This is a genomic window from Bordetella genomosp. 6, from assembly GCF_002119705.1.
In the GTDB taxonomy this organism is placed as follows: Bacteria; Pseudomonadota; Gammaproteobacteria; order Burkholderiales; family Burkholderiaceae_B; genus Bordetella; species Bordetella bronchiseptica_F.
In genome coordinates, this window is record NZ_CP021107.1 from 2,226,728 (window position 1) to 2,252,140 (window position 25,413).

Below are 25,413 nucleotides of genomic sequence, written 5' to 3' on the forward strand. Positions count from 1 at the left end.
ATATTCCGCCGCACATGGCGGAGCCCCGAAGGAGACATCCATGCAGACCCCGGCCGCACCTGGCGCGACGCCCGATCCCGCGCTGCCGCCATTCCTGTTCCAGCCCCCGCAGGGAGCGCGTCCATGAACGCCGTCCAGCGCATCGGCAAGCTGCTCAATCCGCGCAGCATCGCCATCGTCGGCGCCTCGCCGGCGCCCAACAAGCTGGCCGGCCAGCTGATCCCCGCGCTGCGCGAGGGCGGCTACGAAGGCGCCATCTATCCGGTCAACCCGCGCTACCAGGAAGTGGCGGGCCTGCGCTGCTTCGCTTCGGTCGGCGACATTCCGGGCGAGGTCGACCACTGCGTGATCGTGGTGGGCAAGGAACGGGTGCCGCAGGTGCTGCGCGATTGCCGCGCCAAGCAGGTGCCGGGCGCCAGCATCTACACCTCCGGCTATGCCGAGGCCAGCGGCGACGGGCGCCAGGCGCAGCGCGCGCTCGAGGAAGCGGCCAGCGCGCTGACCTTCATCGGCCCGAACTGCATGGGCTTTTCCAACCTGGCGGGGCGCGTCATGGCCGCGCCCTCGGCCGTGCTCAAGCGGGCCGACGGCGTGGGCGACGTGGCGCTGGTGTCGCAAAGCGGGGGGCTGGCCTACGCCACGCTGGCGTACTACGCCCAGCGCGACGGACTGGGATTCAGCCATATCGTCAATACCGGCAATTCGGCCGGCGTCTCGTACGGCGACCTGCTCGAGTACATGTTCCAGGACCCGGCCACGCGCGTCGTGCTGGCTGTCACCGAAGCCGAGCGCGCCGCCTGCGAGGTGATCGACGCGGTGCGCCGGCTGGGCCTGCGCAAGCCGGTGGTCCTGCTCAAGCTGGGGCGCGGCCGGACGGGCACGCGCATGGCCCTGTCGCACACCGGCTCGCTGGCCGGCGACTACCGCCTGGTGCGCGATCTGGCCGAGCAGCACGGCATCGTCTGCGCCGACGACGTGGACCAGGCGCTGGGGCTGTGCGAACTGCTGCGGCATGGCTTCGGCGCCGAGCATGCCGAGGGCATCGCCTCGCTGTGCATCTCGGGCGGCAACATCACACTGTTCGCCGACCAGGCCGACGCCCACGGGCTGGGCTTCGCCGAGCTGGACGCCGCCACCGAGGCGCGCCTGGCCGAGGTGCTGCCGGACTATATCTCGGTGCACAACCCGATCGACATCACGGCGCTGGGCTACGAGAACCCGGCGCTGCACGCCGATGTGCTGGATGTGCTGCTGACCGACGCGGCGGTGCGCACGGTGGTGCCCATCCTGACCACGGTGGACGATTACACCGAAGTCTGCCGCCTGCTGGCCGAGGTGCGCGGCAGGACCCGCTGCGCCATGATCGCCCTGTGGAACGGCGGATCGTACGAGACCGCTTCGCGCGAGATCCTGCGCGAGGCCGCCATACCGGTGTTCCATTCGGCCGCCTTGCTGGCCGCCTGCCTGCAGCGGCTGCGCCGCGCCGCCGGCCGGCGCGCGCCCATGCCCGCCGCGCCGGCGACGCCGGCCGCCGACGGCGCGCCGCGCGCCCTGCGCGAAAGCGAGGCCATGCAATGGCTGGCCGGGCACGGCGTGGCGGTGCCCCCGCAACGCGCCTGCGCGCGCGCCGGCCTGGTCGAGGCGGCGGACGAGCTGGGCTACCCGCTGGTCATCAAGGCCGACTCGGCCGACACCCATATTTCCGATCAGGACAGCGTAATCCTGAACATCCGCAATGCCGACGAGTTGGCACAGGCGCTGCAGCGCGTGGCGCGCTGGCAGGACGAGCGGGTGCTGGCCATGCGCTACCTGCCCGGGCAGGAGCTGGTGGCCGGCGTGCTGGCGCATCCGCAACTGGGCCCGGTGCTGATGACGGGATCGGGCGGCCAATGGGTGGAATTGCTCAAGGATGTGCGCTTCGTCGCGCTGCCGGCCAGCCGCGACGAACTGGCCGACGCCCTGGCCGGCACGCTGGTCGGGCGCGCGCTGCGGTCGCGCTTTCGCGGCGCGGCGGGCTTTGACGAGGCGGTCGGGCTGCTGGCGGCGCTGGCCGAGGCGGCCTTGCGCGCCGGCCCGCAAGTGGCGCAGATCGAACTCAACCCAGTGACGGTGGGCCGTCACGGCGCGGTGGCGGTCGATGCCGCCGTCTACCTGCGCGCCTAGCGCGAATCAACCGAGGAGATGACCATGAAAAGAATCACGACCCTGTTGCGCGTGCTGGCGCTGGCCGGGGCGATCGCGCCGATGTGGGCGCAGGCCGCGGACTTTCCCAGCAAGCCGGTGCGCGTGGTGGTGCCTTATTCGCCAGGCGGCCCGGCCGACGCGCTGATGCGCGCGGTGGGGCAGAAGCTGAGCGACAAGTGGGGCCAGCCCGTCATCGTGGAAAACCGGCCGGGCGCCAACGAGATCATCGGCGCCGATGCCGTGATCAAGGCCGCCCCCGACGGCTACACGCTGCTGCTGGGCTCCGAGGCCGCGTTCTCGCTCAACCCGCAGCTGTACGCCAAGCTGTCGTACAAGCCGGCCGACCTGGCGCCGGTCAGCCGGCTGGTCACGGCGCAGCTGATGCTGGTGACGCGCCCCGATTTCCCGGCCGACGACGTGGCCGGACTCATCAAGCACCTGAAGGCCAACCCGGGCAAGTACACCTATGGCATCACCGGCATCGGCGGCGTGCTGCACCTGGCCGGGGCCTGGTTCAACCAGCTCTATGGGGTGCAGACCAGCGAGGTGCCGTACAAGGGTCTGCCGCTGGCCATGCAGGACGTCATGGCCGGGCGGGTGGACATGCTGTTCGCCATCGCCGGCGGGCCCATGCCGCACGTGGCCACCGGCAAGCTCAAGGCGATCGCGCTGGCCGGACCGCACCGCGTGGCGATCGCGCCCGATGTTCCCACGTTCGCGCAGGCCGGCTATCCCGAGTTCGATGCGTCGGTCTACTTCGCCCTGGCCGCCCCGGCCGGAACGCCGGAGGAGCTTCGCCGCAAGGTGGCCGACGACGTGGGCGCGGTGGTCAGCGACGCCGATTTCGTGGCCCGCAACCTGACCGCCATCGGCTTCGAGCCGGTGCGCGAAACCCCGCAGGCGTTCGCCGCCTTCCTCGACCTGGACCGCGGCGTCGCGGCCCAGCGCGTACAGGCGGCCGGCGTCAAGCTGGACCAGCCCTGATTCCCCACACAAGGACTTTCATCATGAATGCACTGACTTCCGACATGGGCTGGAGCGATGCCCGCACCATCGTCGTGCGCGGGCACGATCTGAACCACGAGATCATCGGCCACCTCAACCTGGGCGACTTCGCCTTCCTCGAGATCACCGGCCGCAAGCCCGATCCGCAGGAATCCACGCTGTTCAACGCCTTGCTCGCCGTGCTGGTCGAGCACGGCATGACGCCCACCGCCATGGTGGCGCGCCTGACCTACCTGGGCGCTCCCGAATCGATGCAGGCCGCCATCGCCGCCGGGCTGTGCGGCATGGGCACCAAGTTCGTCGGCACCGCCGAGGGCGCCGCGCGGCTGCTGCAGGAGGCCCTGCCGCTGGGCAGCGACCAGGCGCTGGACATCGACGCCACCGCGCAGCGCATCGTGGCCGAACAGCGCGCGGCCCGCCAGATGCTGCCCGGCATCGGCCACCCGGTGCACAAGCCGGTGGATCCGCGCACCACGGCGCTGTTCGCGCTGGCCGAGCGCACCGGCTTTCATGGCCGCTACGTGGCGCTGATGCAGGCCATCTCGGCGCAGGCCGAGAAGGCGCTGGGCAAGCCGGGCGTGCTGCCGGTCAACGCCACCGGCGCGCTGGCGGCGCTGGCCAGCGAGCTGGGCATTGCCTGGCAGCTGTGCCGCGGCATCGCGGTGATCGGCCGCGCGGTCGGCCTGGTCGGCCACATCGCCGAGGAGCTGCGCAATCCCATCGCCGAACGCCTGTGGGTGCGCACCGACGCCGAAGTGTCGGCGCACCTGAAGCCGGCGGCCCAGGAGGCGCGTTCATGAAGCTGTTGCAACACATCCGCGTGCTCGACCTGGGCCGCTTCATCACCGCGCCGCTGGCCGGCCAATTGCTGGGCGAGCTGGGCGCCGACGTGGTCAAGGTGGAGTCGCGCGACGCCATCGATCCGTTTCGCGCCTTCGAGGGCGGACTGTACGGTCCGCACTTCCAGTCGCACAACCGCAACAAGCGCAGCCTGGCGCTGGAGTTCGCCACGCCCGAAGGGCAGGCGGCGCTGCGCCGCCTGATCGCCTCGGCCGACGTGGTGCTGCTCAACATGCGCCCGGGCGCCGAGCACAAGCTGGGCCTGGACTACGAAAGCCTGCGCGCGCTCAACCCGGGCCTGGTGTACTGCTCGATCACCGGCTTCGGCGCCAGCGGCCCCTATGCGCACCGGCCGGCCTTCGACAACGTCGGCCAGGCCTTGTCGGGCTGGCTGTCGATGTTCCACCAGGGCGGTGACCCGCGCGTGCCCGGCCCGCCGGTGTCCGACTCGCTGACCGGCCTGTACGCCGCCATGGGCGTGCTGGCCGCCTTGCTCGAACGCGCCCGCAGCGGCCAGGGGCGCAAGGTGGAAGTCTCCATGCTGGAGTCGCTGATCGCCTTTTCCACCGAGCCGCTGGGCCAACTGTCGGCCAAGGGCGCGCGGCCGGCCCACTACAGCCGCGCCTCGCTGTCGCAGTCGTACATCCTGACCTGCGCCGACGGCCTGCGCATCGGCCTGCACCTGTCCAGCCCCGAGAAGTTCTGGCGGTCGCTGGTTGCGGCCATCGAGCGGCCCGACCTGCTGGCGCGCTTTCCCGACCGCGCCAGCCGGGTCGACGGCTACGAGGCGCTGGCGCGCGAACTGGCGGCGGTGTTCGCGCAACGCGAGCGCGCCGACTGGATGCGCGTGCTCGAAGCGCACGACGTGCCGGCCGCGCCGGAACGCCTGCTCGACGAGCTGGCCGGCGACGCCCAGGTGCGCCATCTGGGCGTGTTCCAGGAGATGCGGCATCCGCTGCACGGGCCGGTGACCGCCGCCAACCGCGCCATCCGTTTCGATGGCGACAATCACAGCGCCTTCGCGCCGCCGCCGGCATTCGGCGAGCACACGCTGGAAGTCCTGGCCCAGGCGGGCTTCGACACCGAGGAAATCGAACGCCTGCGCGCCTGCGGCGCCATCGACGCCACCGAGCACGGAGCCCGCGCATGAAACCGAACATCCTCCAATGGGCGCTGGGCGCCGCCTTCGCCTGCGTTGCCGCCGCCGCGGCGGCCCAGGACTACCCGGCGCGGCCGGTGCACCTGATCGTGCCGTACCCGCCTGGCGGCGGCACCGGCAGCGTGGCGCGCGCCGCGCCGGACGGCTACACCATCGGCCTGGTCACCAGCACGTACTCGATCAACTGGGTGCTGGACACCAACCTGCCGTACAAGCCGGCGCAGTTCGCCGCGGTGGCGCCGCTGGTGGGTGTGCCCATGCTGGCGCTGGTGCCGGCCGGCTCGCCGGTCAAGGACATGGCCGGCCTGGTGGCGGCCAGCAGGCAGGCGCCGGGGCGCATGAACTACGCTTCGCTGGGGCCCAACAGTCTGCAGGCCATGTCCACCGAATGGCTCAAGCATCTGTCGGGCGCGGACCTGACCGCGGTGGCCTACAAGGGCGCGGCGCCGGCGCTGGTGGCGCTGTCCTCGGGCGAGGTGGACTTCACCTTCGCCGGCCTGGGCGCCAGCCGGCCGATGCTCGACGCCGGCAAGGTGAGGGCGCTGGCCATCTCCACGGCGCAGGCGTTTGCGCCCATGCCGGCGCTGCCGCCGGTGGCGCAGGCCGCGCCTGGCTATGACGTGCAGATCTGGTATGGCCTGGTCGCGCCGGCCGGCGTGCCGCCGGCCATCCTGGATCGTCTCAATACGGCGCTGGCCCGGGTCATGGACGATGCGGCGCTGCGCCGCCAGTTCAGCGACCTGGGTTATGTGCCGGCCGTCATGGACCGCAAGGCGTTCGAGCAGTTCCTGGAACGCGACACGCAGCAATGGCGCGAGATGATCAGCGCGGCGGGCATCCGCGCGCAGTAAGGCGCAAGAGGCGGGACGGCTCAGCGCGCCAGCGGGCGCGTCGAGCCGCGGATGGCCAGCGTGGCGGGAAAGCGCGAGGCGGTGGCGTGCGCCGGGTCGGCGACGGCCGGCACGGCCTCGCCCTGGATGCGCGCCAGCAGCAGATTGATGGCGTAGGCGCCCAGCGGATAGACCGGCGGCGACACCGTGGTCAGGCCGTCGCCCACCAGTTCGAACCAGTCGGGATCGCCATAGCCGACCACCGACACATCGGCCGGGCACGACAGGCCCAGGCCGCGCAACGCCTTGAGCGCGCCGACGGTCAGGCGCGAGCTGCCGATGATCAGCGCGGTGGGCGGCTTGGGGCCGCTCATCATGCCGTGCACGGCGCGATGCGCGAACTCGACGCGCGGCGGGCCGACGGCGGTCAGGCTGGCGTCCAGGCCGGCCTTGCCCATGGCGCTGTTGAAGCCGGACAGGCGGTCTTCGCCCAGGCTCAGGTCCGTGGTGGTGCCCACGTAGGCGATGCGCCGATGGCCGTAGTGGATCAGGTGCTCGGCGGCGGCGCGCGTGGCGGCCCGTTCGTCGATCACCACCGCTTCGGCCGCCACCGCCGCGTGCTGGCGGATCAGCTGGATGGCGCGCACGCCCTTGAGCAGGGCGATGGTCTCGGGCTTGGGCTTGATGGTGGGCGTGATGATCACGCCGGCCGCGCGCGACACCACGAACGCGCGCAAGTCGTTGAACTCGCGCTCGGGGTTGTCCTCGGTGATGCTCAGCGCCAGCTGGAAGCCGCGCGCCACCGCCGCGTCGGCCACGATCTTGGCCACGGCCGAATAGAAGTCGTTCTGGATGTCGGGCACGATCAGCCCGATCACCGGGCTGTGCGCCGTGCGCATGTTCTGTGCCGTGCCGTTGGGCACGTAGCCCATGGCCTGCGCGGCCTCGCGCACGCTGGCCTTGGTGGCGGCGCTGATCTTGGGATGGTCGGCCAGCGCGCGCGACACCGTGGCATGCGACAGCTTCAGGCGGGTCGCGATGTCCTTGATGGTGACGTTGGTGCGCGCGGCTATGCCAGCCATGGCTGATCCTGTAGCTGGCGCCGCTGGAACGCCGCGATGTCGGCCGCGCGCGCCAGCGCCAGGTCGATGTCGTCGATGCCCTCGAGCAGCAGCTGGCGGCGGCCCGCGTCGATCTCGAACGGATAGGCGCGGCCGTCCGGGCCGATGACGCGCTGGCTGACCAGGTCCACCTCGCAGGCGCAGCCGGGATCGGCCAGCACCTGCGCCATCAGCGTCTCGACGTCGGCCGCGGGCAGGGTGACCGGCAGCAGGCCGTTCTTGAGGCAGTTCTCGTGGAAGATGGGGCCGTAGCTGGCCGCGATGATGGCGCGGATGCCGTAGCCCTGGTGGGCCCAGACCGCGTGTTCGCGCGACGAGCCGCAACCGTAGTTCTCGCGCGCCAGCACGATGGCCGCGCCCTGGTAGGCGGGCTGGTTGAGCACGCACTCGGGGCGGGGCTCGCCGTGTTCGTCATAGCGCCAGGCGCCCATGAAGCCGTCGGCCAGGCCGTCGCGTTCGACGGTTACCAGCCAGCGCTGCGGAATGATCGCGTCGGTGTCGACGTGGTCCTGGTTCATGGGCAGGATGATGCCGTGGGCTCGAATGAAGGCTTGCATATTAGACCAGATCCCTGTGATCGACGATGGCGCCGGCGATGGCGGCCGCCGCGGCGCTGGCCGGGCTGGCCAGGTGGGTGCGCGCGCCCGGCCCCTGCCGGCCTTCGAAGTTGCGGTTGGAGGTGGAGACGCAGCGCTGGCCGGCCGGCACCTTGTCGGCGTTCATGCCCACGCACATCGAGCAGCCCGGCTCGCGCCACTCGAAGCCGGCGTCGACGAACACGCGGTCCAGCCCCAGCGCCTCGGCGGCGCGCTTGACCCGCTGCGAACCGGGCACCACCAGCGCACGCACGCCGGCGGCCACGCGCCGGCCGCGCGCCACCGCCGCTGCGGCCTGCAGGTCCGACAGCCTGCCGTTGGTGCACGAACCGATGAACGCCCACTGCACCGGCACGCCCGCCAACGGACGGCCCGCGCGCAGGCCCATGTAGTCATAGGCGTGCTGCATGGCGGCGCGCTCGCCGGCGTCGGAGGCCACGGCCGGATCGGGCAGCGGTTCGTGCACGTCCACGACCTGGGCCGGGTTCACGCCCCAGGTCATCTGCGGCGCCCGCAGCGCCAGGGCGATCGTGCGTTCGGATTCATAGCGCGCGCCCGCATCGCTGCGCAGCGCGCGAAAAGCCGCCAGCGCCGCCTCGTCGTCGCGCACCGCGGGGGCATGGCGGCGCAGGTAATCCAGGGTGACGTCATCGGGCGCGATCAGCGCGGCGCGCGCGCCGGCCTCGATGGCCATGTTGCACAAGGTCAGGCGCTCCTCCATCGAGAGCGCGGCCACCGGGGCGCCGGCCAGCTCCAGGAAACCCACGGCCGCGCCGCGCACGCCGAGCTGGCGCAGCACGTGCAGCGTCAGGTCCTTGGCGCTCAGGCCGGCGGGCAGGGCGCCTTGCAGCGTCAGGCGCATGGCGCGCGGGCGGCGCATGGCCAGCGTCTGGGTGGCCAGCACATGCTCGGCCTCCGAGGTGCCGATGCCCCACGCCCACGCGCCCAGCGCGCCCAGCGTCGAGGTGTGGCTGTCGCCACAGGCCACCGTCATGCCGGGCAGCACCAGGCCCAGCTCGGGCGCGATCACGTGCACGATGCCCTGGTCGGGATCGTCCGGACCATAGTGCCGGATGCCGGTACGCGCGGCGTTGGCGGCCAGCGCATTGATCATGGCCTGGCTGCCGTCGACGTGTTCGCCGCGCCGTCCGGGGGCGGTCGAGACGATATGGTCGGCGATGGCCACGTTGCGCGCCGGGCTGTGCACCGGCCGGCCCTGCGCGCGCAGCGCGGAGAAGGCCTGCGGGCTGGAAAGATCGTGCAGCAGGTGCCGGTCGATGTGGATCAGGCTGCGGCCGTCGGGCAGGTCGGCCACATGGTGACTGTCCCACAGGCGGTCGAACAGGGTGCGCGGCCGCGCGTTCGCTGGGGAAGATGGGGTCATTCTGCCTCCTTGGTGCACACGTATGAAATCTTCATCGCGGCAGTTTATATCGGGTAAACCAGTATGTTCTGTCGTATTGACGCCCTAACCTTGGCTAATTATAGTTCGACTAGTGCAAACGTGTGCACTAAGAAAAACACATCGTAGTGCCGACACAGCGAGGAGACAACCATGAATAGCATCAAGCGAGTACGCGGCCAGACCGCCGCCCTGTTCGCCGCGCTGGGCCTGTGGGCCGCGGCCGCGCCCGCCGCGGGCGCGGCGACCGCGTACCCCGAGCGCCCGATCCGCCTTATCGTGCCGTTCGGCGCGGGCGGCACCACCGACATCCTGGGCCGCGTGCTGGGCCAGCAGCTGGGCGAAGCCCTCAAACAGACCGTCATCGTGGAAAACCGCCCCGGCGCCAACGGCAACATCGGCAGCGACGCCGTGGCCAAGGCCGCGCCCGACGGCTATACGCTGCTGTTCGCCGCCGACGCCACCCTGGTCATCAACCCCACGCTGTACAGCCAGCTGCCGTTCAAGCCCGAAAGCGACTTCGCGCCCATCTCGCGCATCGCGGTCGTGCCCCTGGTGCTGGTCGCCAACCCGGCGGTCAAGGCCGACACGCTGCCCGAACTGGTGAAGCTGGGCGGCAAGCCCGATGCGCGCCTGGATTTCGGCAGCGCCGGCGCGGGCAGCATGGGCCATCTGGTGGGCGAGCGCCTGAACCGCGCCACCGGCATGAGCATGACGCACATTCCCTACAAGAGCGGCGCCCAGGCCATCTCGGACGTGGTGTCCGGCCAGATCCCGCTGCTGATCACGGGCCTGGCGGTGGCCGAACCGTTCCTGCGCGACGGCAAGCTGAAAGCCATCGCGGTGACCTCGGGACAGCGTTTTCCCGGCGCGCCCAAGGTGCCCACCATCGCCGAAGGCGGCGTGAAAGACTTCGATTCGCCCAGCTGGTATGGTTTGCTGGCGCCGGCCGGCACGCCCGAGCCCGTGCTGGAGAAGATCCACGCCGCCCTGACCAGCGCCTTGCAGACCGAGGATATGAAAAAGCGCATGGTGGAGCTGGGCGCCTGGCCCGTGGTCGACACCCAGGCGGCGTTCGCCGAACTCATCAAGGCCGATACGCAGCGCTGGTCGCAGATCATCCAGGCCGCCGGCATCACCGTTCAGTAACCCTTGCTACCCAGTATCCATGCGCATCACCGCCATACGAGAAATCGCCGTTCCCCTGCAGGGCAACATCTCCAATTCGCTGGTCAGTTTCGCCGAGCACACGGTCTCGCTGGTCGCCCTGGTCAGCGACGTCGTGCGCGACGGCCGGCCGCTCATCGGCTATGCCTTCGATTCGATCGGCCGCTATGCCCAGCCCGGGCTGATGCGCGAGCGCTTCATCCCGCGCCTGCTGCAGGCCGCGCCGGCCGACCTGCTCGATGACAGCGGGCAGGCGTTCGACCCGGCCCGCGCCAGCGCCATCATGCTGCGCAACGAGAAGCCGGGCGGGCATGGCGATCGGGCGGCGGCGGTGGGCGCGCTGGAACTGGCGTTCTGGGACCTGAACGCCAAGCTGCGCGACGAGCCCGCCTATTGCACGATCGCGCGCCACGCCGGACGGCCGGCGCAAGCCGGCGCCACCCAGGTCTATGCGGCCGGCGGCTACTACTACGACAGCGGCGATCCGCTGCAGCGGTTGCGCGACGAATTCCGCGGCTATCTCGATCAGGGCTTCGTCAAGTTCAAGATGAAAATCGGCGGCGCGTCGCTGGGCGACGACCTAGCCCGCATCGAGGCGGCGCTTGGCGTGGCGGGCGAGGGCGCCAACCTGGCGGTCGACGCCAATGGCCGCTTCGACCTGGATACCGCGCTGGCCTATGCGCGCGCGCTGGAGCCCTACGGCCTGCGCTGGTACGAGGAAATCGGCGATCCGCTCGATTACCACCTGAACAGCCAGGTGGCGCAGGCCTACGCGGGCACCATCGCCACCGGCGAGAACCTGTTCTCGCTGCCCGACGTCCGGAACCTGCTGCATTTCGCCGGCATGCGGCCCGGCCGCGATATCCTGCAGATGGACCCGGGGCTCTCGTACGGCCTGACCGAGTACCTGCGCATGATGGCGGCGGTGGAAGCTGCCGGCTTCGGGCGCTCCTGCCTGCACCCGCATGGCGGCCACCTGATCAACCTGCACATCGCGGTCGGACTGGGGCTGGGCGGCTGCGAGGCCTACCCGGGCGTGTTCCAGCCCTTCGGCGGCTACCCGGCGGCGTGCGCGTTGGGCGGGGGGCAGGTGCGGCCCACCGACGCGCCGGGCTTCGGGCTGGAGCAGAAACAAGAATTGGCGCCGTACATGTCCGTACTGGCGCACGGCAAGGCGTAAGGAAGAAATCATGAAGATTGCAATTATGGGATGCGGTGCGATGGGCTCGGTGTATGCCGGCCTGCTGGCGGCCAACGGCCATGACGTCATCGCCATCGACCGCTGGGCCGAGCACGTCCAGGCCATGTCCGAGCAGGGCCTGCGCGTCGAAGGCGCCAGCGGCGATCGGGTGGCGCGACTGCGGGCCTACCGCGAGGCGCCGGCCGAGCCGGTGGACCTGATCATCATCGCGGTCAAGGCCGCCCAGGCCGGCAGCGCCGCGGCGCAGGCGCGCGCCATGCTGGGCCCCGACACCCTGGTGCTGACCATCCAGAACGGCCTGGGCAGCGCCGACAGCGTGGCCGAGGCCATCGGCGGCGAGCGTCTGGCCGTGGGCATCGCGGCGGCCTTCGGCGCCTCGCTGAGCGGCCCGGGGCACGTGCACCACAACGGCATGTCGGCGGTGCGCATGGGCGCCTACGCCGGCCTCGGCGCCGACAAGCTGGACGGCATCGCCGAAGTGTGGCGCGGCGCGGGCTTCAACGCGCAGGCGGTCGACAACCTGCCCGCCATGCAATGGGAAAAACTGATCTGCAACGTGGCCTACAGCGCGCCGTGCACGTTGACGGGCCTGACCATCGGCGAAGTGCTGGACGCCCCGCATGCCAGCGCGGTCAGCCAGGCCGCCGCCACCGAAGCCTGGAACGTCGCGCGCGCGCTGGGCGTGCCGATCGCGGTGGAGGACCCGGTGGCGCACGTACGCGCATTCGGCGAACGCATCCGCGGCGCCAAGCCCTCGGTCATGCTGGACCATGAACAGCGGCGCGTCAGCGAGATCGACTACATCAACGGCGCCATCCCCAGGCAGGCGGCGCGCGCCGGCATCCAGGCTCCGGTCAACCAGGCCCTTACCGCGCTGGTCAAGCAGCGCGAGGAGGCGTGGAAGTAATCGGGGTGAGTCCCGCGCAGGGACGGATACCGCCTGGCCGTCACGCGTCGATGGCATACGACGAAGAGCCTGTCCCAGCGGGGGCAGGCATCAGGGTTTGCGGGTGCCAGTCCCCATGCTGGGACAGGCACCCGGGTAATCACGCTTCCGATACCGGGCCGGGCGCGTAGCTGGCGCCGCCGCGCGGCGTTCTGTCGCCGATCCAGGCCTGGACTTCGATCTCCACGTCGACGTCCATGGCCAGCTTGGCTTCGACGGTGCTGCGGCACGGGAAGCCGTCCTGGAAGTGCTGTTTGTAGGCGTCGTTGAAATCCGCGAACAGCGCCAGATCGGACAGCCACACCGTCACCTTCACCACATCCTGCAGGCCGGCGCCGGCCAGCGCCAGCGTTTCGCGTATGCGGGCGATGGCGGCGTCGGTCTGGGCGCGGATGTCGCCGCGCACTACCTGGCCGCTGGCGTCCATCGGGATCTGGCCGGACAGGAACAGGAAGCCGCCGGCGATGGTCGCGCGCGAAAAGGGCAGGGGCAGGGGGCTGGCGATGCGGGTAATGGCAGGCATGTAGGTTTCCTTCTGCAAGGCATGAAAAAGTCCGAAGCGGCCATTCTCGGGGCGATGGCGTGGCAGGGCAAGCGCCGCGCGCCGTTCACCGCGCGGGCGCAGGCGGCGCGCGTTCCAGCGCCAGGGCCTCGATGGCCGGGAAATCCAGCATGGCCAGCGCGGCGCGCACCGCGTCGAGCCCGGCGACGCAGGCCGGGTACAGGCGCTCGATGCGCGCCACCCAATGTTCGATCTCGGTCAGCTGGCCGTCGCGCGCCAGGATGGCCAGGCGCATGCGCTCCGCATCGGGCAGGTGCAGCCGCACGCGGGCGCGAGCGGCGGGCCGGGCCGACGGCGCCGGCGTCACCGCCTCCGGCGACAGCGAGTGCGCAAGTATGTCGAAGCTGAAGCGGCAGCCCTGGCCGGGCGCGCTGGCCACGCGCAGCGTGCCGCCCATTTGCTGGACGATGCGCCGGGCGATGAACAGGCCCAGGCCCACGCCGCCCTGGCTGCGTTCGAACTGCTGGAACGCGGAAAATATCGCCGCCTGCTCCGGCAGGTCGATGCCGGGCCCGGTATCGCTGACATCGAACGCCAGCCGCCAGCCGTCGCGGCGGCGCTCGGCCGCCACGCGCAGCCGCACCTCGCCATGGCGTGTGAACTTGGCCGCATTGGCCAGCAGGTTCAGCAGGACCTGCTGCAGCCGCCGGCCATCCAGGTGCAAGAGCCGCGGCAGGCGGGCCGGCGGCGAATACACGTAGCGGTTGCCGTGCGGCGCGCACAGCGCCTCGGTGTACTGCGACACGTCGCGCAGCAGCGGTTCCAGCCGCGTGGGGGCCGGCGCCAGCGCCAGCGGCTGGGTCTCGCCCCGGGCATAGTCGAGCAAATCGTCGATCAGCGCGATCTGGTACTGCACGTTGCGCTCGATGGCGTGTACGTGCGGCGCCAGCGCGCCGTCGGCCTTCTGCTCCAGCAGGCGCACGTGGCCGGTGACGGCGGCCAGCGGCGCGCGCAGGTCGTGGCCGACATACCCCATGGTCAGCGTCATCTGGCGGTTCTTGTCGCGCGCGTAGTTCAGCGCATCGTGCAGCGCCGACGTCTGGCGGGCGACCTCGCGGCGCAGGCGCTCGTGCTCGTCTTCCTGCCAGCGGCCCAGGGCGCGGCGCGCGACGGTGCGCTGCTGGATGACGAACTGGATCCAGGCGGCCAGCACGATCAGATAGGCCAGCAGGCCGGCCTGCGCCACCACCGGGTTGGGGTCCACCCCCATGCTGAAGCGGCGAAAGAACGCCTGGCCCCAACCGAATATCTCGGCCAGCGTCAACGAATAGTTGAACAGCGCCACCACGGTGGCGAGCAGGATGAGGCGCGCCGCCGGGATGCTGCGCCGCACCAGCGCGACCGCCAGCGCGACCAGCGCCGCCATGAACAGCGCGTTGCCGATGATGGTGGCCACGCGCGCCACGCCCACCGGCCCGAACCAGCCGTACGCCGCGAGCAGGCCTTGCATGCCCAGCAGGCTCCAGGTCAGCGCCGGCAGCGGCACTCGGTAGCCTTCGCGCCGCGCCAGCGTCAGCACGAACAGCATCACCAGCGCGCTGGTGCTGCTCGACAGCACGGCCAGGCTGCGCAGGTTCCAGTCCGGCGCCTCGGGCCACAGCAGGAAATGGGCATAGCCGCGCTTGGCCGCCTCGAACAGCGCCGCCGTCACGCAGGCCCAGGCCAGCAGCAGAAACGGCGCGTTGCGCGCCAGCACGCACACCAGCAGCGCGCACCAGGCCAGGGCCAGCAGGCCGCCGATCAGCGCGCCGTCCCACAGCGCGGCGCGCCGCTCGCCGGCCTCGTAGGCTTGCAGGCTGTACAGGCGGGGTTTGAGCGCATGCGGCGCCTGGCTGCGCAATTGCACCAGCAGGCGCGCCGTCTCGCCCGGCGCCAGCGTCAGGCGCGCGGCGATGCGGCGTTCGGGGTGGGTCCAGGCCGACATGGGTCGGCCCGCGCCGGCCGTGACGTGCGTCCAGCCTTGCCCGCGCAACACATGGAAATCGACCTGCTCGACATGGCTGACGCCCGGCACGAACACCAGCGCCAATGGCTCGGCCGAGGCATTGGCCAGCGGCAGCAACAGCCAGCGCACCGAGCCGATGCGATGCGCCGCCAGGTTGTCCGGGTTGGCGCGCGCGTAGCCGCCGGGCGCGTCCAGCGGCAAGGCGGCGGCCTGCCGCGCGGTTAGCGAGCCGGCGAGATCATCGTGAATCCAGAGGGGTTCGGGCGGCGCCAGGGGCCAGGCCATGTCCTGGCGCAGCGCCAGCGTGCCGGGATGGGCCAGGGCCGCGCCGCACCACAGCAGGGCAGCCAGCAGCAGGGTCGCCGCGCGCCAGGCCGGCCCCGGCCGCGCCGCGCTCACGGGCCTGCCGCGCCAGCCCGCGCGCGATAGGCCGTGGGCGTCATGGCGTAGCGCAGGCGGAACGCGGTGGCCAGGTTGGCCGCGCTGGAGAACCCCGTTTCCTCGGCGATCAGCGCCACGCTCAGCGAGCTGCCGGCCAGCAGGCCGGCGGCCGCGCCCAGCCGCTGGTCCTGCAGGTACTCGAAGACCGTCATGCCCAGTACCGCGCGAAATGCCCGCGTCAGGCGCTTTTCGTGGGTTCCGAGCCGCCGCGCCAGCTCGCCCAGGCGCGGCGGTTCGGACAGGCGGGTGGCGAGATGCCGGCGCGCCGCCTGGACCAGCACCTCGTCGTGGCTCGGGTTGGCGCCCACGGCGCAAGCCGGCCCGGCCGGCGCCGCGCCCAGGTGGATACGGATGCGCGCCAGCACTTCGGCCGGTTCGAATGGCTTGAGGACATAATCCGAGCCGCCGTTCTCCAGCCCCTCCAGGCGATGGTCCAGGTCGGCCATGGAGCTCAGGAAAAGCACGGGGATGCGGGCCGTGGCGGGGTTGCTCTTGAGCAGGCGGCAGGCGGCGAAACCGTCGGTGCCGGGCATGCGCACGTCCATCAGGATCAGGTCGGGCATGCGCGCGACGGCGCGCTGATAGGCCTGTGCGCCGTCGAAAGCCACGCTGATGCGGTAGTTGGCCTGGCGCAGCAGTTCTATCAGAACGCGCAGTTCGTCGAGCTGGTCGTCGACGAGGAGAAGGTGGCCGTTATCGGTCAACGGCGCGGGCGACTCCATGCAGTGGACGCAAGCGGTCGGGGTGTAGCGGAAGAACGGGCAATGGTAGGACAGCGTCGCGGCAGTGTCCACGCATGCGCAGCGCCCCGACGTCAAGGATTGCAAAGTGGCGCTATGCGCCAAGCTGGCGCAGGCTCAGCCCCAGCGCCACGGCCAGGCGCAGCAGCGTCTGGCGGCGGTGGCGTCCGGACGCGCGGCTCTCCATCACCGCATAGGTGCTTTGCGTAATCCCCATGCGCGCGGCCACCTCCGCCTGTGTCAGGCCCAGGTGCAGCCGCCACGCATACAACAGCCTGCCGCCGTGGCGCGCCGCGACGGCGGCCACCGCATCGGGCACGCCTGGTCCGCCGGCATTGGCGCCGCCGCCCGCGCAGGGTTCGGCACGCGGCGCGCGCGGCTCGCGCGCCGTGCTGGCGCGGCGGCGCAAGGCGCCCTTGTGGCGTTGCGCCAGCTGGCCGAAGCGCCTCACATTGTCGGCGCTCCACCATTGCGGTCCGCCATAGCCGCACAGGTAGCGCAGGTACTGCGCCGATTCGGCATGATCGAGCCCGATGATGGCCCAGCGGCCCTGGCCGTCGAGCGTCAGCAGATCGCGCTCGGCCAGCATGGCGCGCAGCGATTCGTCGTTGAGCAGGGCGTGGTTGGCGGGCGCGGGCGCGCCAAGCGGGGTCTCGGCGGTCATGGTTGAAGGCAAGGTCCGTGGCTGGCCGCCAGAGGCGGCCCAATACGCCAGTAGACCGCATCGCGCACCGCCGCGCGTTTGCGCGGGCGCCGTAATGCTTTGCTTTACGGCCTGTCGAGCAGGCGCAGCCCGCCGTCGCCGGTCAGTTCGATGTACTGCGTGTTGCGATAGGCGCCGGATCCCGCCGTTTCGCTGACCAGCCGCAGCACCCGCCTGCCCTGGCGTTCGTCCAGCGCCCAGTCCACCAGTACCCCATCGCGCGCGATGGCCAGGCCGGCGCGAAAGGCGCCGGTATCCAGGTCGTCGTAGCGGCTGACGACGTACGAGCCGATCGAAGCCGGCTCGCAGGCGCCGTTGCTGACGACCACCGCGCCGCCGCCGGGCAGCGGCGCGCTGACGGCCTGCCCGGCGGGCGGGCAGGGCGCGGCGTCCGAGGGCGCGGCCAGCGCATGCGTGGCCGGCAGGGCCAGCAGCACGGCCAGGCTGGCCAGGACAATGCGTGGACGGCAAGACGGCATGGCGAAGATTCCTCGGGCAGGGCGGCTGGCGCCGGTCCCGCCACTGTATGAGCTGGGCGGCGGCGGCGCAAGCCCGTTTCAGCGCACCACCGTGTCGGCCACCAATCGCAGGCCGCTGCTGCCCACCTTCACGCCGCGCAAGACGCCTGCCAGGTCGCCGGGCTGGGCCTGGGCGGTGCCGGCGCGGCTGACGCGGATTTCCACGTCCACCGTGCCGGCCTGGGCCAGGGTGGCCTGCGGCGACATGGCCTGGCTTCGGTCCAGGGTGAAATCCAGCGGCAGTTCGCGCACCTGCTTGCGCAGGATCGCCAGCGGCATGCGCGTCCCGTCGGCCGGACGCGCCAGGATGAACACGGTATCGGTATCGGCGACCTGCGCGCGCAGCGCCGCGGCGATCGACGCCTGGCCGGCCAGGCTGTCGGGCGCCGCCGCCGGCGGCGCCGGGGCGGGCGCGGTCGCGGGCGCGGCGCCCGTGGCCATGGCGCGTGCCTGCGCGATGTTGTTGTCGATCTGGGCGGCCGCCGACGAATCGGGCGGCAGCAGCGTCTTCAGCCGCTGCCAGTGCGCCAGGGCCTGCGCCGCGTCGCCGCGCCGCAAGGCCGCCATGCCCGCCAGCGCCAGGGCCTTGGGCTGGTCGGGCTGCAAGGCCAGCGCCTGGGCGATGACGCGCTCGGACTTGGCGTCGGGCGCGCCGCCATTGGCCGACAGCAAGGCGTCGGCCAGGTCGGCGAGCAGGGCCGGCTGGTCCGGCACCAGGCGTACGGTTTCCATATAGGCGGCGACCGCGTCGTCATAGCGGCCCAGCGTCTCGTACGAGCGCGCCAGCATGTACCAGCCCTCGGCGTCGTCGGGTTGGCGGCGCAGCCGTTCGGCCAGCGCGCCGATGGCCTGGGTCATGTCCTGGGCGGCGTCCTCGGCGTGGGCATCCTGGGGCGCCGCCAGCATCATCGAGGCGGCCGCGCGCGGGTCGCCCAGGTGCTGGTACAGCAGCATGGCCGCGACCGGCACGGCCACGCTCAGCGCGCAGGCCGCCGCCAGGCTGGCGCGCCGCGCCGGCGCGGGCGCGGTGTCGCGGCGCGCATCCAGGGCCTGCAGCAATTCGCGCTGCAGCTCTTCCTCGGCGCGCGCATGGGCCTGGGCGGTCAGGGCGCCGTCGTGCAGCTCGCGCTGCAACTGCGCGCGCTGCGCCTGGTAGAAGGCGCGCACCGTGGCCGCGGCGTCGGCCTGGCCGGTCGCGCGCTCGCGGCGCAGCATGGGCAGGATCAGCGCCGCCAGCGTGGCCAGCAGCAACAGCAGCACGATCAGCCACAGCGCGGTCATGATTCCTCGTCCAGAAAGCGTTCGGCGCGGGCGCGCTGCGCGTCGGTCAGCGGCGCGGCGCCGGGGCGGCGCGCCAGCGTGCGCCACAGGACAGCGAAGCCGGCCAGCAGCAGCGCGAAGGGCCCCAGCCACAGCAGCCAGGTCGCCGGCTTGAAGGGCGGCTCGTAGCGCACGAAATCGCCGTAGCGGTCCTCGAAGAACTGCATCACTTCCTCGTCGCTGCGGCCGTCGGCCAGTTGCTGGCGGATCAGGGCGCGCATGTCGTGCGCCAGCGGCGCGTTGGACTCGGCCAGGGTCTGGTTCTGGCAGACCAGACAGCGCAACGAATGCGCCAGGCGCAATTCGCGCTGCGCGATATCGGCCGCCGCCGGAGCGCCCAGCAGCAGCCACAATCCCAATAGCAGGGCCGCGCGTCTCATCGCAGGCCCTCTATGACGGGCAACAGGCGCTCGCGCCAGATCTGCGGGGTCAGCACGCCGAGCTGCCGGTAGCGGATGCGGCCGGCCCCGTCGATGACGAAGGTTTCCGGCACGCCATAGACGCCGTACTCGATGCCGACGCGGCCGTCGACGTCGCTGGCCGAGGCCACGTACGGATTGCCGTGGCGCGCGAGCCAGGCGCGTGCGTCCTCGGGCTTGTCCTTGTAGTTGAGCCCGTAGATGGGCACCGCGTCGCGCGGCCCGACTTCCTGCAGCAAGGGCAGCTCTTCGCGGCAAGGCGCGCACCACGAGGCCCATACATTGAGCACCCAGACGCGCCCGCGCAGTTCGGCGAGGTCGAGCCGCCGTCCGTCGTCTTGCAGCAGCGGCAGGCCGATGGGCGGGGCCGGCTTGTCCAGCATGGCCGAGGGCAGGGCGCGCGGGTCGCGGCCCAGGCCCAGCGCCAGGAACGCGGCCATGGCCAGGAAGGCCGCCAGCGGCAACAGGTAGCGCAGCATCAGCCGGCCTCCCGCGCCACCGCCGCCACGCCGCGGCGCGCCTCGGCGGCGCGCCACTGGCGGTAGCGCCGGTCGGTGGCCGCCATCAGGCCGCCCAGCGCCATCAGCACGCAACCGGACCAGATCCAGGCCATGAAGGGCTTGACCTGCAGCCGCACCGTCCAGGCCCGCTCGCCGACCGGCTCGCCCAGCGCCACGAACAGGTCGCGGGTGAAGCGCGTGTCGATGGCGGCATGGCTGAGCGGCATGCCCTGCACCGTGTAGTGGCGCTTTTCCGGATGCAGCGTGACGACCGGGCGGCCGTCGCGCGTCACCACGAAGCGGGCGCGTTCGGCCTGGTAGTTGGGGCCGGCGGCCGGCGCGATATCGGCGAACGTGAACTGGTAGCCGCCGGCGGCCTGGGTGGCGCCGATGTCCATGCGCAGTTCCTGCTTGTCTTCATAGCCGTTGGCCAGCGTCACGCCGGCGATGAACACGCCCACGCCGGCGTGCGCCAGCAGCATGCCGTACCAGGCGCGCGGCTGGCGGCGCAGGCGGCGCGCCCAAGAGCCTTCGCCGTCGGCCAGGCGCTGCCAGGCATGGGCGGCGGCGCTGGCGACCGACCAGGCCGCCAGCCACAGGCCCAATACGATCAGCGGCGAGCCTGGCCAGGCGCGCGCGCCGGGCCAGGCCAGCGGCACGGCCAGCGCGGTGGCCAGGCTCACGCCGAAGGCGATGCGCAGGCGCTGCGCCAGGTCCGGCACGGCGCTGTGTTTCCAGCGCGCCATCGGGCCCACGCCCATCAGGAAGATCGCCGGCGTCATCAGCGGCACGAACACAGCCTCGAAGTAGGGCGGGCCGATCGAGATCTTGCCCCAGTCCAGCACATCGAGCGCCACCGGGTACAGGGTGCCCAGCAGCACCGCGCCGGTCGCCGCGGCCAGCACCACGTTGTTGCCGAGCAGCAGCGACTCGCGCGACAGCAGGGCAAAGCTGCCGCCCAGGCCGACCGTGGGCGCGCGCCAGGCGTACAGGGCCAGCGAGCCGCCCACGATCAGCGTCATGAAGCCCAGGATGTACAGCCCGCGGCCGGGGTCCACCGCGAAGGCGTGCACCGAGGTCAGCACGCCGGAGCGCACCAGGAACGTGCCCAATATGCTCAGCGAGAACGCGGCGATGGCCAGCAGCACCGTCCAGCTGCGGAAGGCGCCGCGCCGCTCGGTGACGATCAGGGAATGGATCAGCGCCGTGCCGGCCAGCCAGGGCATGAACGAGGCGTTCTCGACCGGGTCCCAGAACCACCAGCCGCCCCAGCCCAGGACGTAGTAGGCCCAGGCGCTGCCCAGCAGGATGCCGACGGTCAGGAACATCCATGCCAGCAAGGTCCAGGGCCGCACCCAGCGCGCCCAGATGGCGTCCAGCTCGCCCGACAGCAGCGCGGCGATGGCGAACGCGAACGCCACCGAAAAGCCCACGTAGCCCATGTAGAGCATGGGCGGATGCACGATCATGCCCGGATCCTGCAGCAGGGGGTTCAGGTCGCGGCCGGCCTGCGCCGGCGGCATCAGGCGCTCGAACGGGTTGGACAGGAACAGCAGGAACAGCAGGAAGCCGATGCTGATCCAGGCCATGACCGCCAGCACGCGCGCGGCGAAGGCCGGCGGCAGCGCGCGGCTGTGCAGCGCCACCGCCAGGGTCCAGGCGGTCAGCAGGTACAGCCACAGCAGCAGCGAACCCTCGTGGCCGCCCCACAGCGCGGCGAAGCGGTAGGCGGCGGGCAGGTCGGCGTGCGAGTTGCCGGCCACGTACAGCACCGAGAAGTCGTTGGCCAGGAACGACCACGCCAGGCAGGCCATGGCCACGGTGACCAGGCAGAACTGGGTGACGGCGGCCGGCCGCGCCACCCGCAGGCCGGCCTGCCAGCCGGTCGATGCGCCCACCAGCGGCAGCACGCCCTGCACCATGGCCACCAGCAGCGCCAGGATGAGGCTGAACAGACCGACTTCCGGGATCATTGCGCCTCCGTCCGCAAGGTGGCGCTCGGCAGGGCGCCGGCTTGCTTGAGCGCGTCGGCGGCCTGCGGCGGCATGTAGTTCTCGTCGTGCTTGGCCAGCACCTCGGTGGCGCGAAACACGCCGTCGGCGCCCATGCTGCCGGCCACCACCACGCCCTTGCCTTCGCGAAACAGCGCCGGCAGCAGTCCCGTATAGGCCACCGGCACCTCGCGCGCCGTATCGGTGACGACGAAGCGCAGGGTCAGGCCGTCGGCGGCGCGCTCGACCGAGCCGGCGCGCACCAGCCCGCCCACGCGAAAGCTGCCGCTGGACGGCGCCTCGCGCGCGTGCACCTGCGTGGGGCTGAAGAAGAACACCAGGTTCGAGCGCAGCGCATTGAGCACCAGCGCGGCGGCCAGCGCCAGCAGGCCCACGCCGCCCGCGATCAGCAGCGCGCGGCGGCCTCTACGCGTCGCCATCGTCGCCTCCGGCGGCCGGACGCCGCGCGGCGCGCCACAGCATGGCCAGCTCGATCGCGATCAACAGCGCGGCGCCGCCATAGGCGGCCAGGATATAGGGGCTGTGCCCCTGCAGGGAAAACAGCGCGTCCCAGCTCATGGGGCCTCCCGCGATGACGGGCCGCCGGCCGCCGCGGCCGGCTCGCGGCCGGCGATGATGACGCGCGCGCGCGCCAGCGCCACCGCGGCGCTGTAGGCCCAGAACGCCGCCACCATCAGCAGGGTGGCCGCCACCATGATGCGCGCCATGCTGGGCGCGGCGGTCAGCGAAATCGAGGCGCCCTGGTGCAGGGTGTTCCACCAGGTCACCGAGAAATAGATGATGGGGATGTTGATCACGCCCACCAGCAGCAGAACGGCGCCGCCGCGGTCGGCGCGCCGCGTGTCGCCCGCGGCCGCCTGCAGCGCCATGAAACCCAGGTAGAGGAACAGCAGGATCAGCTCGGAAGTCAGGCGCGCGTCCCAGACCCACCAGGCGCCCCAGGTCGGCTTGCCCCACAAGGCCCCGGTCCACAGGGTGACGACGGTAAAGAGCGCGCCGGTCGGCGCCAGCGCCCGCATCATCATGAACGACAGCCGCGTGTTGTAGACCAGCCCCAGCGCGGCGTAGCCGGCCATGACCAGGTACAGGAACATCGACATCCAGGCCGCCGCCACGTGCACGAACAGGATGCGGTAGACCTCGCCTTGCTGGCTGTCGACCGGCGCCACCGCCAGCCCCAGGTAGAGCCCGGCCGCCGCCAGCAGCGCGGCCAGCGCGCCCAGGCGCGGCGCCCAGCGGCCGGCCAGGGGGTAGAACAGGGCGGGCGAGGCATAGCGCAGCCAGCCGCGGCCGCCGGCGGGACGGTCGCGCACGGGCAGGGCGGCCGATGATTTCGACATGGCGTACTTACTCCAACGCCACGCGCAGCGCCGCCGAGGCGCTCCACGGGCACAACAGGATCGCCAGGCACAGGCATGCGCCCAGCAGGGACAATTGCGGCCAGGCGCCCAGGCCGGACGCGGTGGCGGCCACCGCGCCGCTGCCGAAGATCAGCACCGGCACGTACAGCGGCAGCACCACCAGCGGCAGCAGGGCGCCGCCGCGCAGCCCCAGCGTCAGCGCCGCGCCCAGTCCGCCTATCAGCGCCAGCGTCGGCGTGCCCAGCAGCAGCGACAGCGCCAGCACGCCGACGGCCTGGGCCGAGAGCCCGAACTGCAGCGCCAGCAAGGGGCTGGCCAGGATCAGCGGCACGCAGGTGGCCAGCCAGTGCGCGGCCAGCTTCAGGCCGACCAGCACGGGCAGGGGATGGGGCGAGACCAGCAATTGCTCCAGGGCGCCGCTGCCGTGGTCGTGGACAAAGGGTTGCTGCAGCGAAAGCAGGATCGCCAGCAGCGCCGACACCCACAGCACGCCCGGACCGATGGCGGCCAGCAGCGTCGGGTCCGGGCCCAGCGCCAAGGGGAACAGCGTGCCCGCCACCACGAAGAACAGCGTGGCGCCCAGCGTATCGGCCGGCCTGCGCCAGGCCAGCCGCAGCTCACGCCAGGCAATCTGCGCCAACGACTTCAGCATGCGCGTATTCGTCCAGTTCCAGGGTTTGCGTACAGCCGGCCCAGGCGTCGCCGCCGCGATGCGACGCCAGCACGGCCGCGCCGCCGCCGGCCAGGTGCGCTTGCAGCATGCCGTGCAGCCGCCGCAGGCTGGCGGCGTCCAGGCCCGCGTCGGGCTCGTCGAGCAGCCACAGCCGCTTGCGCGAGAGCATCACGCGCGCCAGCGCCAGCCGGCGGCCCTGGCCCTGCGACAGGCGCGCGGCCGGCGCGTCGGCGCCCGCGGCCAGGCCCCAGTCCCGCAAGGCCTGCTCCAGTTCCGCCTCGGCGCGCGGCGCGCCGGCCACGTGCAGCGCGTAGCGCAGGTTCTCGCGCGCGGTCAGCGCATCGCTGCAGCCATTGTCGTGGCCCAGGTAGGCCATGTGCAGGCAGTAGCCGGCCAGGTCGGCGTGGATGTCGGCGCCGTGCCAGCGCACCTCGCCGCGCCGCGGCCGCAGCAGACCGGCCAGCGTGCGCAACAGGCTGGTCTTGCCGCTGCCGTTGGCGCCGCGCACGTGCAGCAACTGCCCCGGCCGCAGGCTCAGGTCCAGCGGCCGGCGGCCGCCGCGCCGTCCCACCAGGCCGTGCGCCGCCAACAGGGCGGGCGCGGACTCAGCGTTTCGCATGGCCGGTTTCCGCGCGCGCCAGTTCGCGCGCCGGGCCCGCCGCGGGCGGCGCCAGCGAGGTCTGGTCCGGCGGCATCTTCGGCAGCGTATGGGCGATGCCCTTGTGGCAATCGATGCAGGTCTTGCTCTTGTCGGCCAGATAGGTCGAGTGCATGTTCTGCGCGCGCACGCTCTGGCGCGTGAAGTCCATGGACTCGTAGTTGTGGCAGTTGCGGCACTCGAGCGAATCGTTGGCCTTCAGGCGCGCCCATTCGTGCTGGGCCAGCTCCAGCCGCTTCTCGACGAACTTCTCGCGCGTGTTGATGGTGCCGAAGATCTTGCCCCAGACCTCCTTGGAGGCCTGCATCTTGCGGGCGATCTTGTCGGTCCAGTTGTGCGGCACGTGGCAGTCCGAGCAGATGGCCCGCACACCCGAGCGGTTGGTGTAGTGGATGGTGCCCTTGAGCTCGGCGTACACGTTGTCGCGCATTTCGTGGCAGCCGGTGCAGAACTGCTCGGTGTTGGTCAGCTCCATGGCGGTGTTGAAGGCGCCCCAGAACAGGATGCCGCCGACGAAGCCGCCCACGGTCAGAAAGCCCAGGCTGAAATGCACGCTGGGGCGGCGGATGATGTCCCAATAGCGCTTGATGAGTTCTCTCATGGCTGGCACCCGCCCGTCATTTCTGGTCCGGTTTCGGCGCCGTCAGGCGCTTGAGGATCACGTCGATATCCTGGAAGGTATTGGACACCAACGGGCGCGCTTCGGCCTGCGGCACGTGGCACTGCACACAGAAATAGCGGCGCGGCGACACCTCGGCCAGCACGTTGCTGTCGCGGTCCATGTAGTGGGTCACGCTCAGCGGCGGCGCCTGCGTTTCCTCGGTGTTCACCCGAGCATGGCAGGCCAGGCAGCGGTTGAAGTTCTTGTCGATCTGGTAGCCGTCGATCTTGTGCGGAATGGTCGGCGGCTGCATGGAGTAGGTCCGCACGCGGCGGATATCCTTGTTCTCGACCGGGCTCATCAGCGGCGGATCGGTTTCCTCGGCCACCGGCGTGGGTCCGCGCATGGGGTCCTGCAGCGGCAGGGGCGGCGCGGCCCAGGCGGCCGCGCCCAGCGCGGCGGACAGGACGATGGCGGCGGTGCGTAAGCTCATGGCTGTCTCCCTGTCC

27 protein-coding genes are annotated in these 25,413 nt (G+C 71.6%); 8 read left to right on the plus strand and 19 right to left on the minus strand.

The window, feature by feature from the left end:
* Positions 1 to 123: 123 nt before the first annotated feature.
* Genes CAL11_RS10390 through CAL11_RS10410 form a run of 5 tightly spaced genes read left to right on the plus strand, consistent with a single transcriptional unit; the run spans position 124 to position 6,039 of the window.
* Positions 124 to 2,163 (plus strand): acetate--CoA ligase family protein, encoded by a 2,040-nt coding sequence (locus CAL11_RS10390; RefSeq protein WP_086092868.1) that lies wholly within the window; start codon positions 124 to 126, stop codon positions 2,161 to 2,163.
* An 18-nt stretch (positions 2,164 to 2,181) separates the two neighbouring features.
* Entirely contained in the window at positions 2,182 to 3,168 is a 987-nt protein-coding gene (locus tag CAL11_RS10395) for a Bug family tripartite tricarboxylate transporter substrate binding protein (RefSeq protein WP_086092869.1), read from the plus strand.
* A 23-nt stretch (positions 3,169 to 3,191) separates the two neighbouring features.
* Positions 3,192 to 3,989: a citryl-CoA lyase gene (locus tag CAL11_RS10400; protein ID WP_086092870.1), complete on the plus strand. Its 798-nt coding sequence runs from the start codon at positions 3,192 to 3,194 to the stop codon at positions 3,987 to 3,989.
* Complete coding sequence (locus CAL11_RS10405; RefSeq protein WP_086092871.1) at positions 3,986 to 5,179, plus strand: CaiB/BaiF CoA transferase family protein; 1,194 nt, start codon at positions 3,986 to 3,988, stop codon at positions 5,177 to 5,179. The genes CAL11_RS10400 and CAL11_RS10405 overlap by 4 nt, the downstream gene beginning before the upstream one ends.
* Complete coding sequence (locus tag CAL11_RS10410) at positions 5,176 to 6,039, plus strand: Bug family tripartite tricarboxylate transporter substrate binding protein (RefSeq protein ID WP_086092872.1); 864 nt, start codon at positions 5,176 to 5,178, stop codon at positions 6,037 to 6,039. The genes CAL11_RS10405 and CAL11_RS10410 overlap by 4 nt, the downstream gene beginning before the upstream one ends.
* Before the next feature lie 20 nt (positions 6,040 to 6,059).
* Here the strand turns inward: CAL11_RS10410 and CAL11_RS10415 are convergent, their stop codons facing one another.
* From CAL11_RS10415 to leuC, 3 genes are read right to left on the minus strand one after another with little or no spacing between them, the layout of a single operon-like run.
* On the minus strand, positions 6,060 to 7,100 hold the full coding sequence (locus CAL11_RS10415) for a LacI family DNA-binding transcriptional regulator (RefSeq protein WP_086092873.1): 1,041 nt from the start codon (positions 7,098 to 7,100) through the stop codon (positions 6,060 to 6,062).
* Positions 7,088 to 7,696, minus strand: coding sequence for a 3-isopropylmalate dehydratase small subunit (leuD, locus tag CAL11_RS10420; protein ID WP_086092874.1), 609 nt, complete (start codon positions 7,694 to 7,696; stop codon positions 7,088 to 7,090). Before leuD ends, CAL11_RS10415 begins: the two co-directional genes overlap by 13 nt.
* 1 nt (position 7,697) lies before the next feature.
* Complete coding sequence (gene leuC, locus CAL11_RS10425; protein WP_086092875.1) at positions 7,698 to 9,119, minus strand: 3-isopropylmalate dehydratase large subunit; 1,422 nt, start codon at positions 9,117 to 9,119, stop codon at positions 7,698 to 7,700.
* 171 nt (positions 9,120 to 9,290) lie between these two features.
* Here leuC and CAL11_RS10430 point away from each other — a divergent pair, with 171 nt between their 5' ends.
* Genes CAL11_RS10430 through CAL11_RS10440 form a run of 3 tightly spaced genes read left to right on the plus strand, consistent with a single transcriptional unit; the run spans position 9,291 to position 12,412 of the window.
* Positions 9,291 to 10,286 carry a Bug family tripartite tricarboxylate transporter substrate binding protein gene (locus CAL11_RS10430; RefSeq protein WP_086092876.1) on the plus strand — a complete coding sequence of 332 codons (996 nt, stop codon included), beginning with the start codon at positions 9,291 to 9,293 and terminating at the stop codon, positions 10,284 to 10,286.
* A gap of 19 nt (positions 10,287 to 10,305) precedes the next feature.
* A complete protein-coding gene (locus CAL11_RS10435; RefSeq protein ID WP_033459872.1) occupies positions 10,306 to 11,484 on the plus strand; it encodes a mandelate racemase/muconate lactonizing enzyme family protein in 1,179 nt (392 codons plus the stop codon).
* Between the two features lie 10 nt (positions 11,485 to 11,494).
* On the plus strand, positions 11,495 to 12,412 hold the full coding sequence (locus CAL11_RS10440) for a ketopantoate reductase family protein (RefSeq protein ID WP_033459874.1): 918 nt from the start codon (positions 11,495 to 11,497) through the stop codon (positions 12,410 to 12,412).
* Positions 12,413 to 12,551: 139 nt separating this feature from the next.
* On the opposite strand, the gene CAL11_RS10445 is transcribed toward CAL11_RS10440, so the two are convergent.
* The 16 genes from CAL11_RS10445 to CAL11_RS10520 all read right to left on the minus strand — a co-directional run bounded on the left by CAL11_RS10445 (position 12,552) and on the right by CAL11_RS10520 (position 25,397).
* Entirely contained in the window at positions 12,552 to 12,974 is a 423-nt protein-coding gene (locus CAL11_RS10445; protein ID WP_086094550.1) for a RidA family protein, read from the minus strand.
* 85 nt (positions 12,975 to 13,059) lie between these two features.
* The gene (locus tag CAL11_RS10450) at positions 13,060 to 15,357 is read right to left on the minus strand and encodes a sensor histidine kinase (protein ID WP_086092877.1); all 2,298 of its coding nucleotides are present in this window, start codon (positions 15,355 to 15,357) and stop codon (positions 13,060 to 13,062) included.
* Entirely contained in the window at positions 15,354 to 16,121 is a 768-nt protein-coding gene (locus CAL11_RS10455; RefSeq protein WP_033459878.1) for a response regulator transcription factor, read from the minus strand. Before CAL11_RS10455 ends, CAL11_RS10450 begins: the two co-directional genes overlap by 4 nt.
* Before the next feature lie 112 nt (positions 16,122 to 16,233).
* Positions 16,234 to 16,803, minus strand: coding sequence for a helix-turn-helix domain-containing protein (locus CAL11_RS10460; RefSeq protein ID WP_208617579.1), 570 nt, complete (start codon positions 16,801 to 16,803; stop codon positions 16,234 to 16,236).
* Between the two features lie 104 nt (positions 16,804 to 16,907).
* Positions 16,908 to 17,321, minus strand: coding sequence for a PliI family lysozyme inhibitor of I-type lysozyme (locus CAL11_RS10465; RefSeq protein ID WP_068926138.1), 414 nt, complete (start codon positions 17,319 to 17,321; stop codon positions 16,908 to 16,910).
* 78 nt (positions 17,322 to 17,399) lie between these two features.
* A complete protein-coding gene (gene ccmI, locus CAL11_RS10470) occupies positions 17,400 to 18,641 on the minus strand; it encodes a c-type cytochrome biogenesis protein CcmI (protein ID WP_086092878.1) in 1,242 nt (413 codons plus the stop codon).
* Positions 18,638 to 19,060, minus strand: a complete 423-nt coding sequence (locus tag CAL11_RS10475) for a cytochrome c-type biogenesis protein (RefSeq protein ID WP_086092879.1) — start codon at positions 19,058 to 19,060, stop codon at positions 18,638 to 18,640. Before CAL11_RS10475 ends, ccmI begins: the two co-directional genes overlap by 4 nt.
* Positions 19,057 to 19,578, minus strand: coding sequence for a DsbE family thiol:disulfide interchange protein (locus CAL11_RS10480; protein ID WP_033459958.1), 522 nt, complete (start codon positions 19,576 to 19,578; stop codon positions 19,057 to 19,059). The genes CAL11_RS10475 and CAL11_RS10480 overlap by 4 nt, the downstream gene beginning before the upstream one ends.
* Positions 19,578 to 21,572: a heme lyase CcmF/NrfE family subunit gene (locus tag CAL11_RS10485; protein ID WP_086092880.1), complete on the minus strand. Its 1,995-nt coding sequence runs from the start codon at positions 21,570 to 21,572 to the stop codon at positions 19,578 to 19,580. The genes CAL11_RS10480 and CAL11_RS10485 overlap by 1 nt, the downstream gene beginning before the upstream one ends.
* Positions 21,569 to 22,030 (minus strand): cytochrome c maturation protein CcmE, encoded by a 462-nt coding sequence (gene ccmE / locus CAL11_RS10490; RefSeq protein WP_086092881.1) that lies wholly within the window; start codon positions 22,028 to 22,030, stop codon positions 21,569 to 21,571. The genes CAL11_RS10485 and ccmE overlap by 4 nt, the downstream gene beginning before the upstream one ends.
* A complete protein-coding gene (locus CAL11_RS10495; protein WP_086092882.1) occupies positions 22,017 to 22,169 on the minus strand; it encodes a heme exporter protein CcmD in 153 nt (50 codons plus the stop codon). Before CAL11_RS10495 ends, ccmE begins: the two co-directional genes overlap by 14 nt.
* Positions 22,166 to 22,951 (minus strand): heme ABC transporter permease CcmC, encoded by a 786-nt coding sequence (gene ccmC / locus CAL11_RS10500; protein WP_086092883.1) that lies wholly within the window; start codon positions 22,949 to 22,951, stop codon positions 22,166 to 22,168. The genes CAL11_RS10495 and ccmC overlap by 4 nt, the downstream gene beginning before the upstream one ends.
* Positions 22,952 to 22,958: 7 nt before the next feature.
* Entirely contained in the window at positions 22,959 to 23,624 is a 666-nt protein-coding gene (gene ccmB, locus CAL11_RS10505) for a heme exporter protein CcmB (RefSeq protein ID WP_086092884.1), read from the minus strand.
* Positions 23,590 to 24,264: a heme ABC exporter ATP-binding protein CcmA gene (ccmA, locus tag CAL11_RS10510; RefSeq protein ID WP_086092885.1), complete on the minus strand. Its 675-nt coding sequence runs from the start codon at positions 24,262 to 24,264 to the stop codon at positions 23,590 to 23,592. The genes ccmB and ccmA overlap by 35 nt, the downstream gene beginning before the upstream one ends.
* Positions 24,251 to 24,904, minus strand: a complete 654-nt coding sequence (locus CAL11_RS10515; protein ID WP_033459905.1) for a cytochrome c3 family protein — start codon at positions 24,902 to 24,904, stop codon at positions 24,251 to 24,253. The genes ccmA and CAL11_RS10515 overlap by 14 nt, the downstream gene beginning before the upstream one ends.
* Before the next feature lie 16 nt (positions 24,905 to 24,920).
* Positions 24,921 to 25,397, minus strand: coding sequence for a nitrate reductase cytochrome c-type subunit (locus tag CAL11_RS10520; protein ID WP_086092886.1), 477 nt, complete (start codon positions 25,395 to 25,397; stop codon positions 24,921 to 24,923).
* Positions 25,398 to 25,413 lie beyond the last annotated feature (16 nt).

What these genes read in the sequence shown, in the direction of transcription:
- CAL11_RS10390 (WP_086092868.1), top strand. Translation starts at nt 124, where the DNA reads ATGAACGCCGTCCAGCGCATCGGCAAGCTGCTCAATCCGCGCAGCATC.
- CAL11_RS10395 (WP_086092869.1), top strand. Translation starts at nt 2,182, where the DNA reads ATGACCATGAAAAGAATCACGACCCTGTTGCGCGTGCTGGCGCTGGCC.
- CAL11_RS10400 (WP_086092870.1), top strand. Translation starts at nt 3,192, where the DNA reads ATGAATGCACTGACTTCCGACATGGGCTGGAGCGATGCCCGCACCATC.
- CAL11_RS10405 (WP_086092871.1), top strand. Translation starts at nt 3,986, where the DNA reads ATGAAGCTGTTGCAACACATCCGCGTGCTCGACCTGGGCCGCTTCATC.
- CAL11_RS10410 (WP_086092872.1), top strand. Translation starts at nt 5,176, where the DNA reads ATGAAACCGAACATCCTCCAATGGGCGCTGGGCGCCGCCTTCGCCTGC.
- CAL11_RS10415 (WP_086092873.1), bottom strand. Translation starts at nt 7,100, where the DNA reads ATGGCTGGCATAGCCGCGCGCACCAACGTCACCATCAAGGACATCGCG.
- leuD (WP_086092874.1), bottom strand. Translation starts at nt 7,696, where the DNA reads ATGCAAGCCTTCATTCGAGCCCACGGCATCATCCTGCCCATGAACCAG.
- leuC (WP_086092875.1), bottom strand. Translation starts at nt 9,119, where the DNA reads ATGACCCCATCTTCCCCAGCGAACGCGCGGCCGCGCACCCTGTTCGAC.
- CAL11_RS10430 (WP_086092876.1), top strand. Translation starts at nt 9,291, where the DNA reads ATGAATAGCATCAAGCGAGTACGCGGCCAGACCGCCGCCCTGTTCGCC.
- CAL11_RS10435 (WP_033459872.1), top strand. Translation starts at nt 10,306, where the DNA reads ATGCGCATCACCGCCATACGAGAAATCGCCGTTCCCCTGCAGGGCAAC.
- CAL11_RS10440 (WP_033459874.1), top strand. Translation starts at nt 11,495, where the DNA reads ATGAAGATTGCAATTATGGGATGCGGTGCGATGGGCTCGGTGTATGCC.
- CAL11_RS10445 (WP_086094550.1), bottom strand. Translation starts at nt 12,974, where the DNA reads ATGCCTGCCATTACCCGCATCGCCAGCCCCCTGCCCCTGCCCTTTTCG.
- CAL11_RS10455 (WP_033459878.1), bottom strand. Translation starts at nt 16,121, where the DNA reads ATGGAGTCGCCCGCGCCGTTGACCGATAACGGCCACCTTCTCCTCGTC.
- CAL11_RS10460 (WP_208617579.1), bottom strand. Translation starts at nt 16,803, where the DNA reads ATGACCGCCGAGACCCCGCTTGGCGCGCCCGCGCCCGCCAACCACGCC.
- CAL11_RS10465 (WP_068926138.1), bottom strand. Translation starts at nt 17,321, where the DNA reads ATGCCGTCTTGCCGTCCACGCATTGTCCTGGCCAGCCTGGCCGTGCTG.
- ccmI (WP_086092878.1), bottom strand. Translation starts at nt 18,641, where the DNA reads ATGACCGCGCTGTGGCTGATCGTGCTGCTGTTGCTGCTGGCCACGCTG.
- CAL11_RS10475 (WP_086092879.1), bottom strand. Translation starts at nt 19,060, where the DNA reads ATGAGACGCGCGGCCCTGCTATTGGGATTGTGGCTGCTGCTGGGCGCT.
- CAL11_RS10480 (WP_033459958.1), bottom strand. Translation starts at nt 19,578, where the DNA reads ATGCTGCGCTACCTGTTGCCGCTGGCGGCCTTCCTGGCCATGGCCGCG.
- CAL11_RS10485 (WP_086092880.1), bottom strand. Translation starts at nt 21,572, where the DNA reads ATGATCCCGGAAGTCGGTCTGTTCAGCCTCATCCTGGCGCTGCTGGTG.
- ccmE (WP_086092881.1), bottom strand. Translation starts at nt 22,030, where the DNA reads ATGGCGACGCGTAGAGGCCGCCGCGCGCTGCTGATCGCGGGCGGCGTG.
- CAL11_RS10495 (WP_086092882.1), bottom strand. Translation starts at nt 22,169, where the DNA reads ATGAGCTGGGACGCGCTGTTTTCCCTGCAGGGGCACAGCCCCTATATC.
- ccmC (WP_086092883.1), bottom strand. Translation starts at nt 22,951, where the DNA reads ATGTCGAAATCATCGGCCGCCCTGCCCGTGCGCGACCGTCCCGCCGGC.
- ccmB (WP_086092884.1), bottom strand. Translation starts at nt 23,624, where the DNA reads ATGCTGAAGTCGTTGGCGCAGATTGCCTGGCGTGAGCTGCGGCTGGCC.
- ccmA (WP_086092885.1), bottom strand. Translation starts at nt 24,264, where the DNA reads ATGCGAAACGCTGAGTCCGCGCCCGCCCTGTTGGCGGCGCACGGCCTG.
- CAL11_RS10515 (WP_033459905.1), bottom strand. Translation starts at nt 24,904, where the DNA reads ATGAGAGAACTCATCAAGCGCTATTGGGACATCATCCGCCGCCCCAGC.
- CAL11_RS10520 (WP_086092886.1), bottom strand. Translation starts at nt 25,397, where the DNA reads ATGAGCTTACGCACCGCCGCCATCGTCCTGTCCGCCGCGCTGGGCGCG.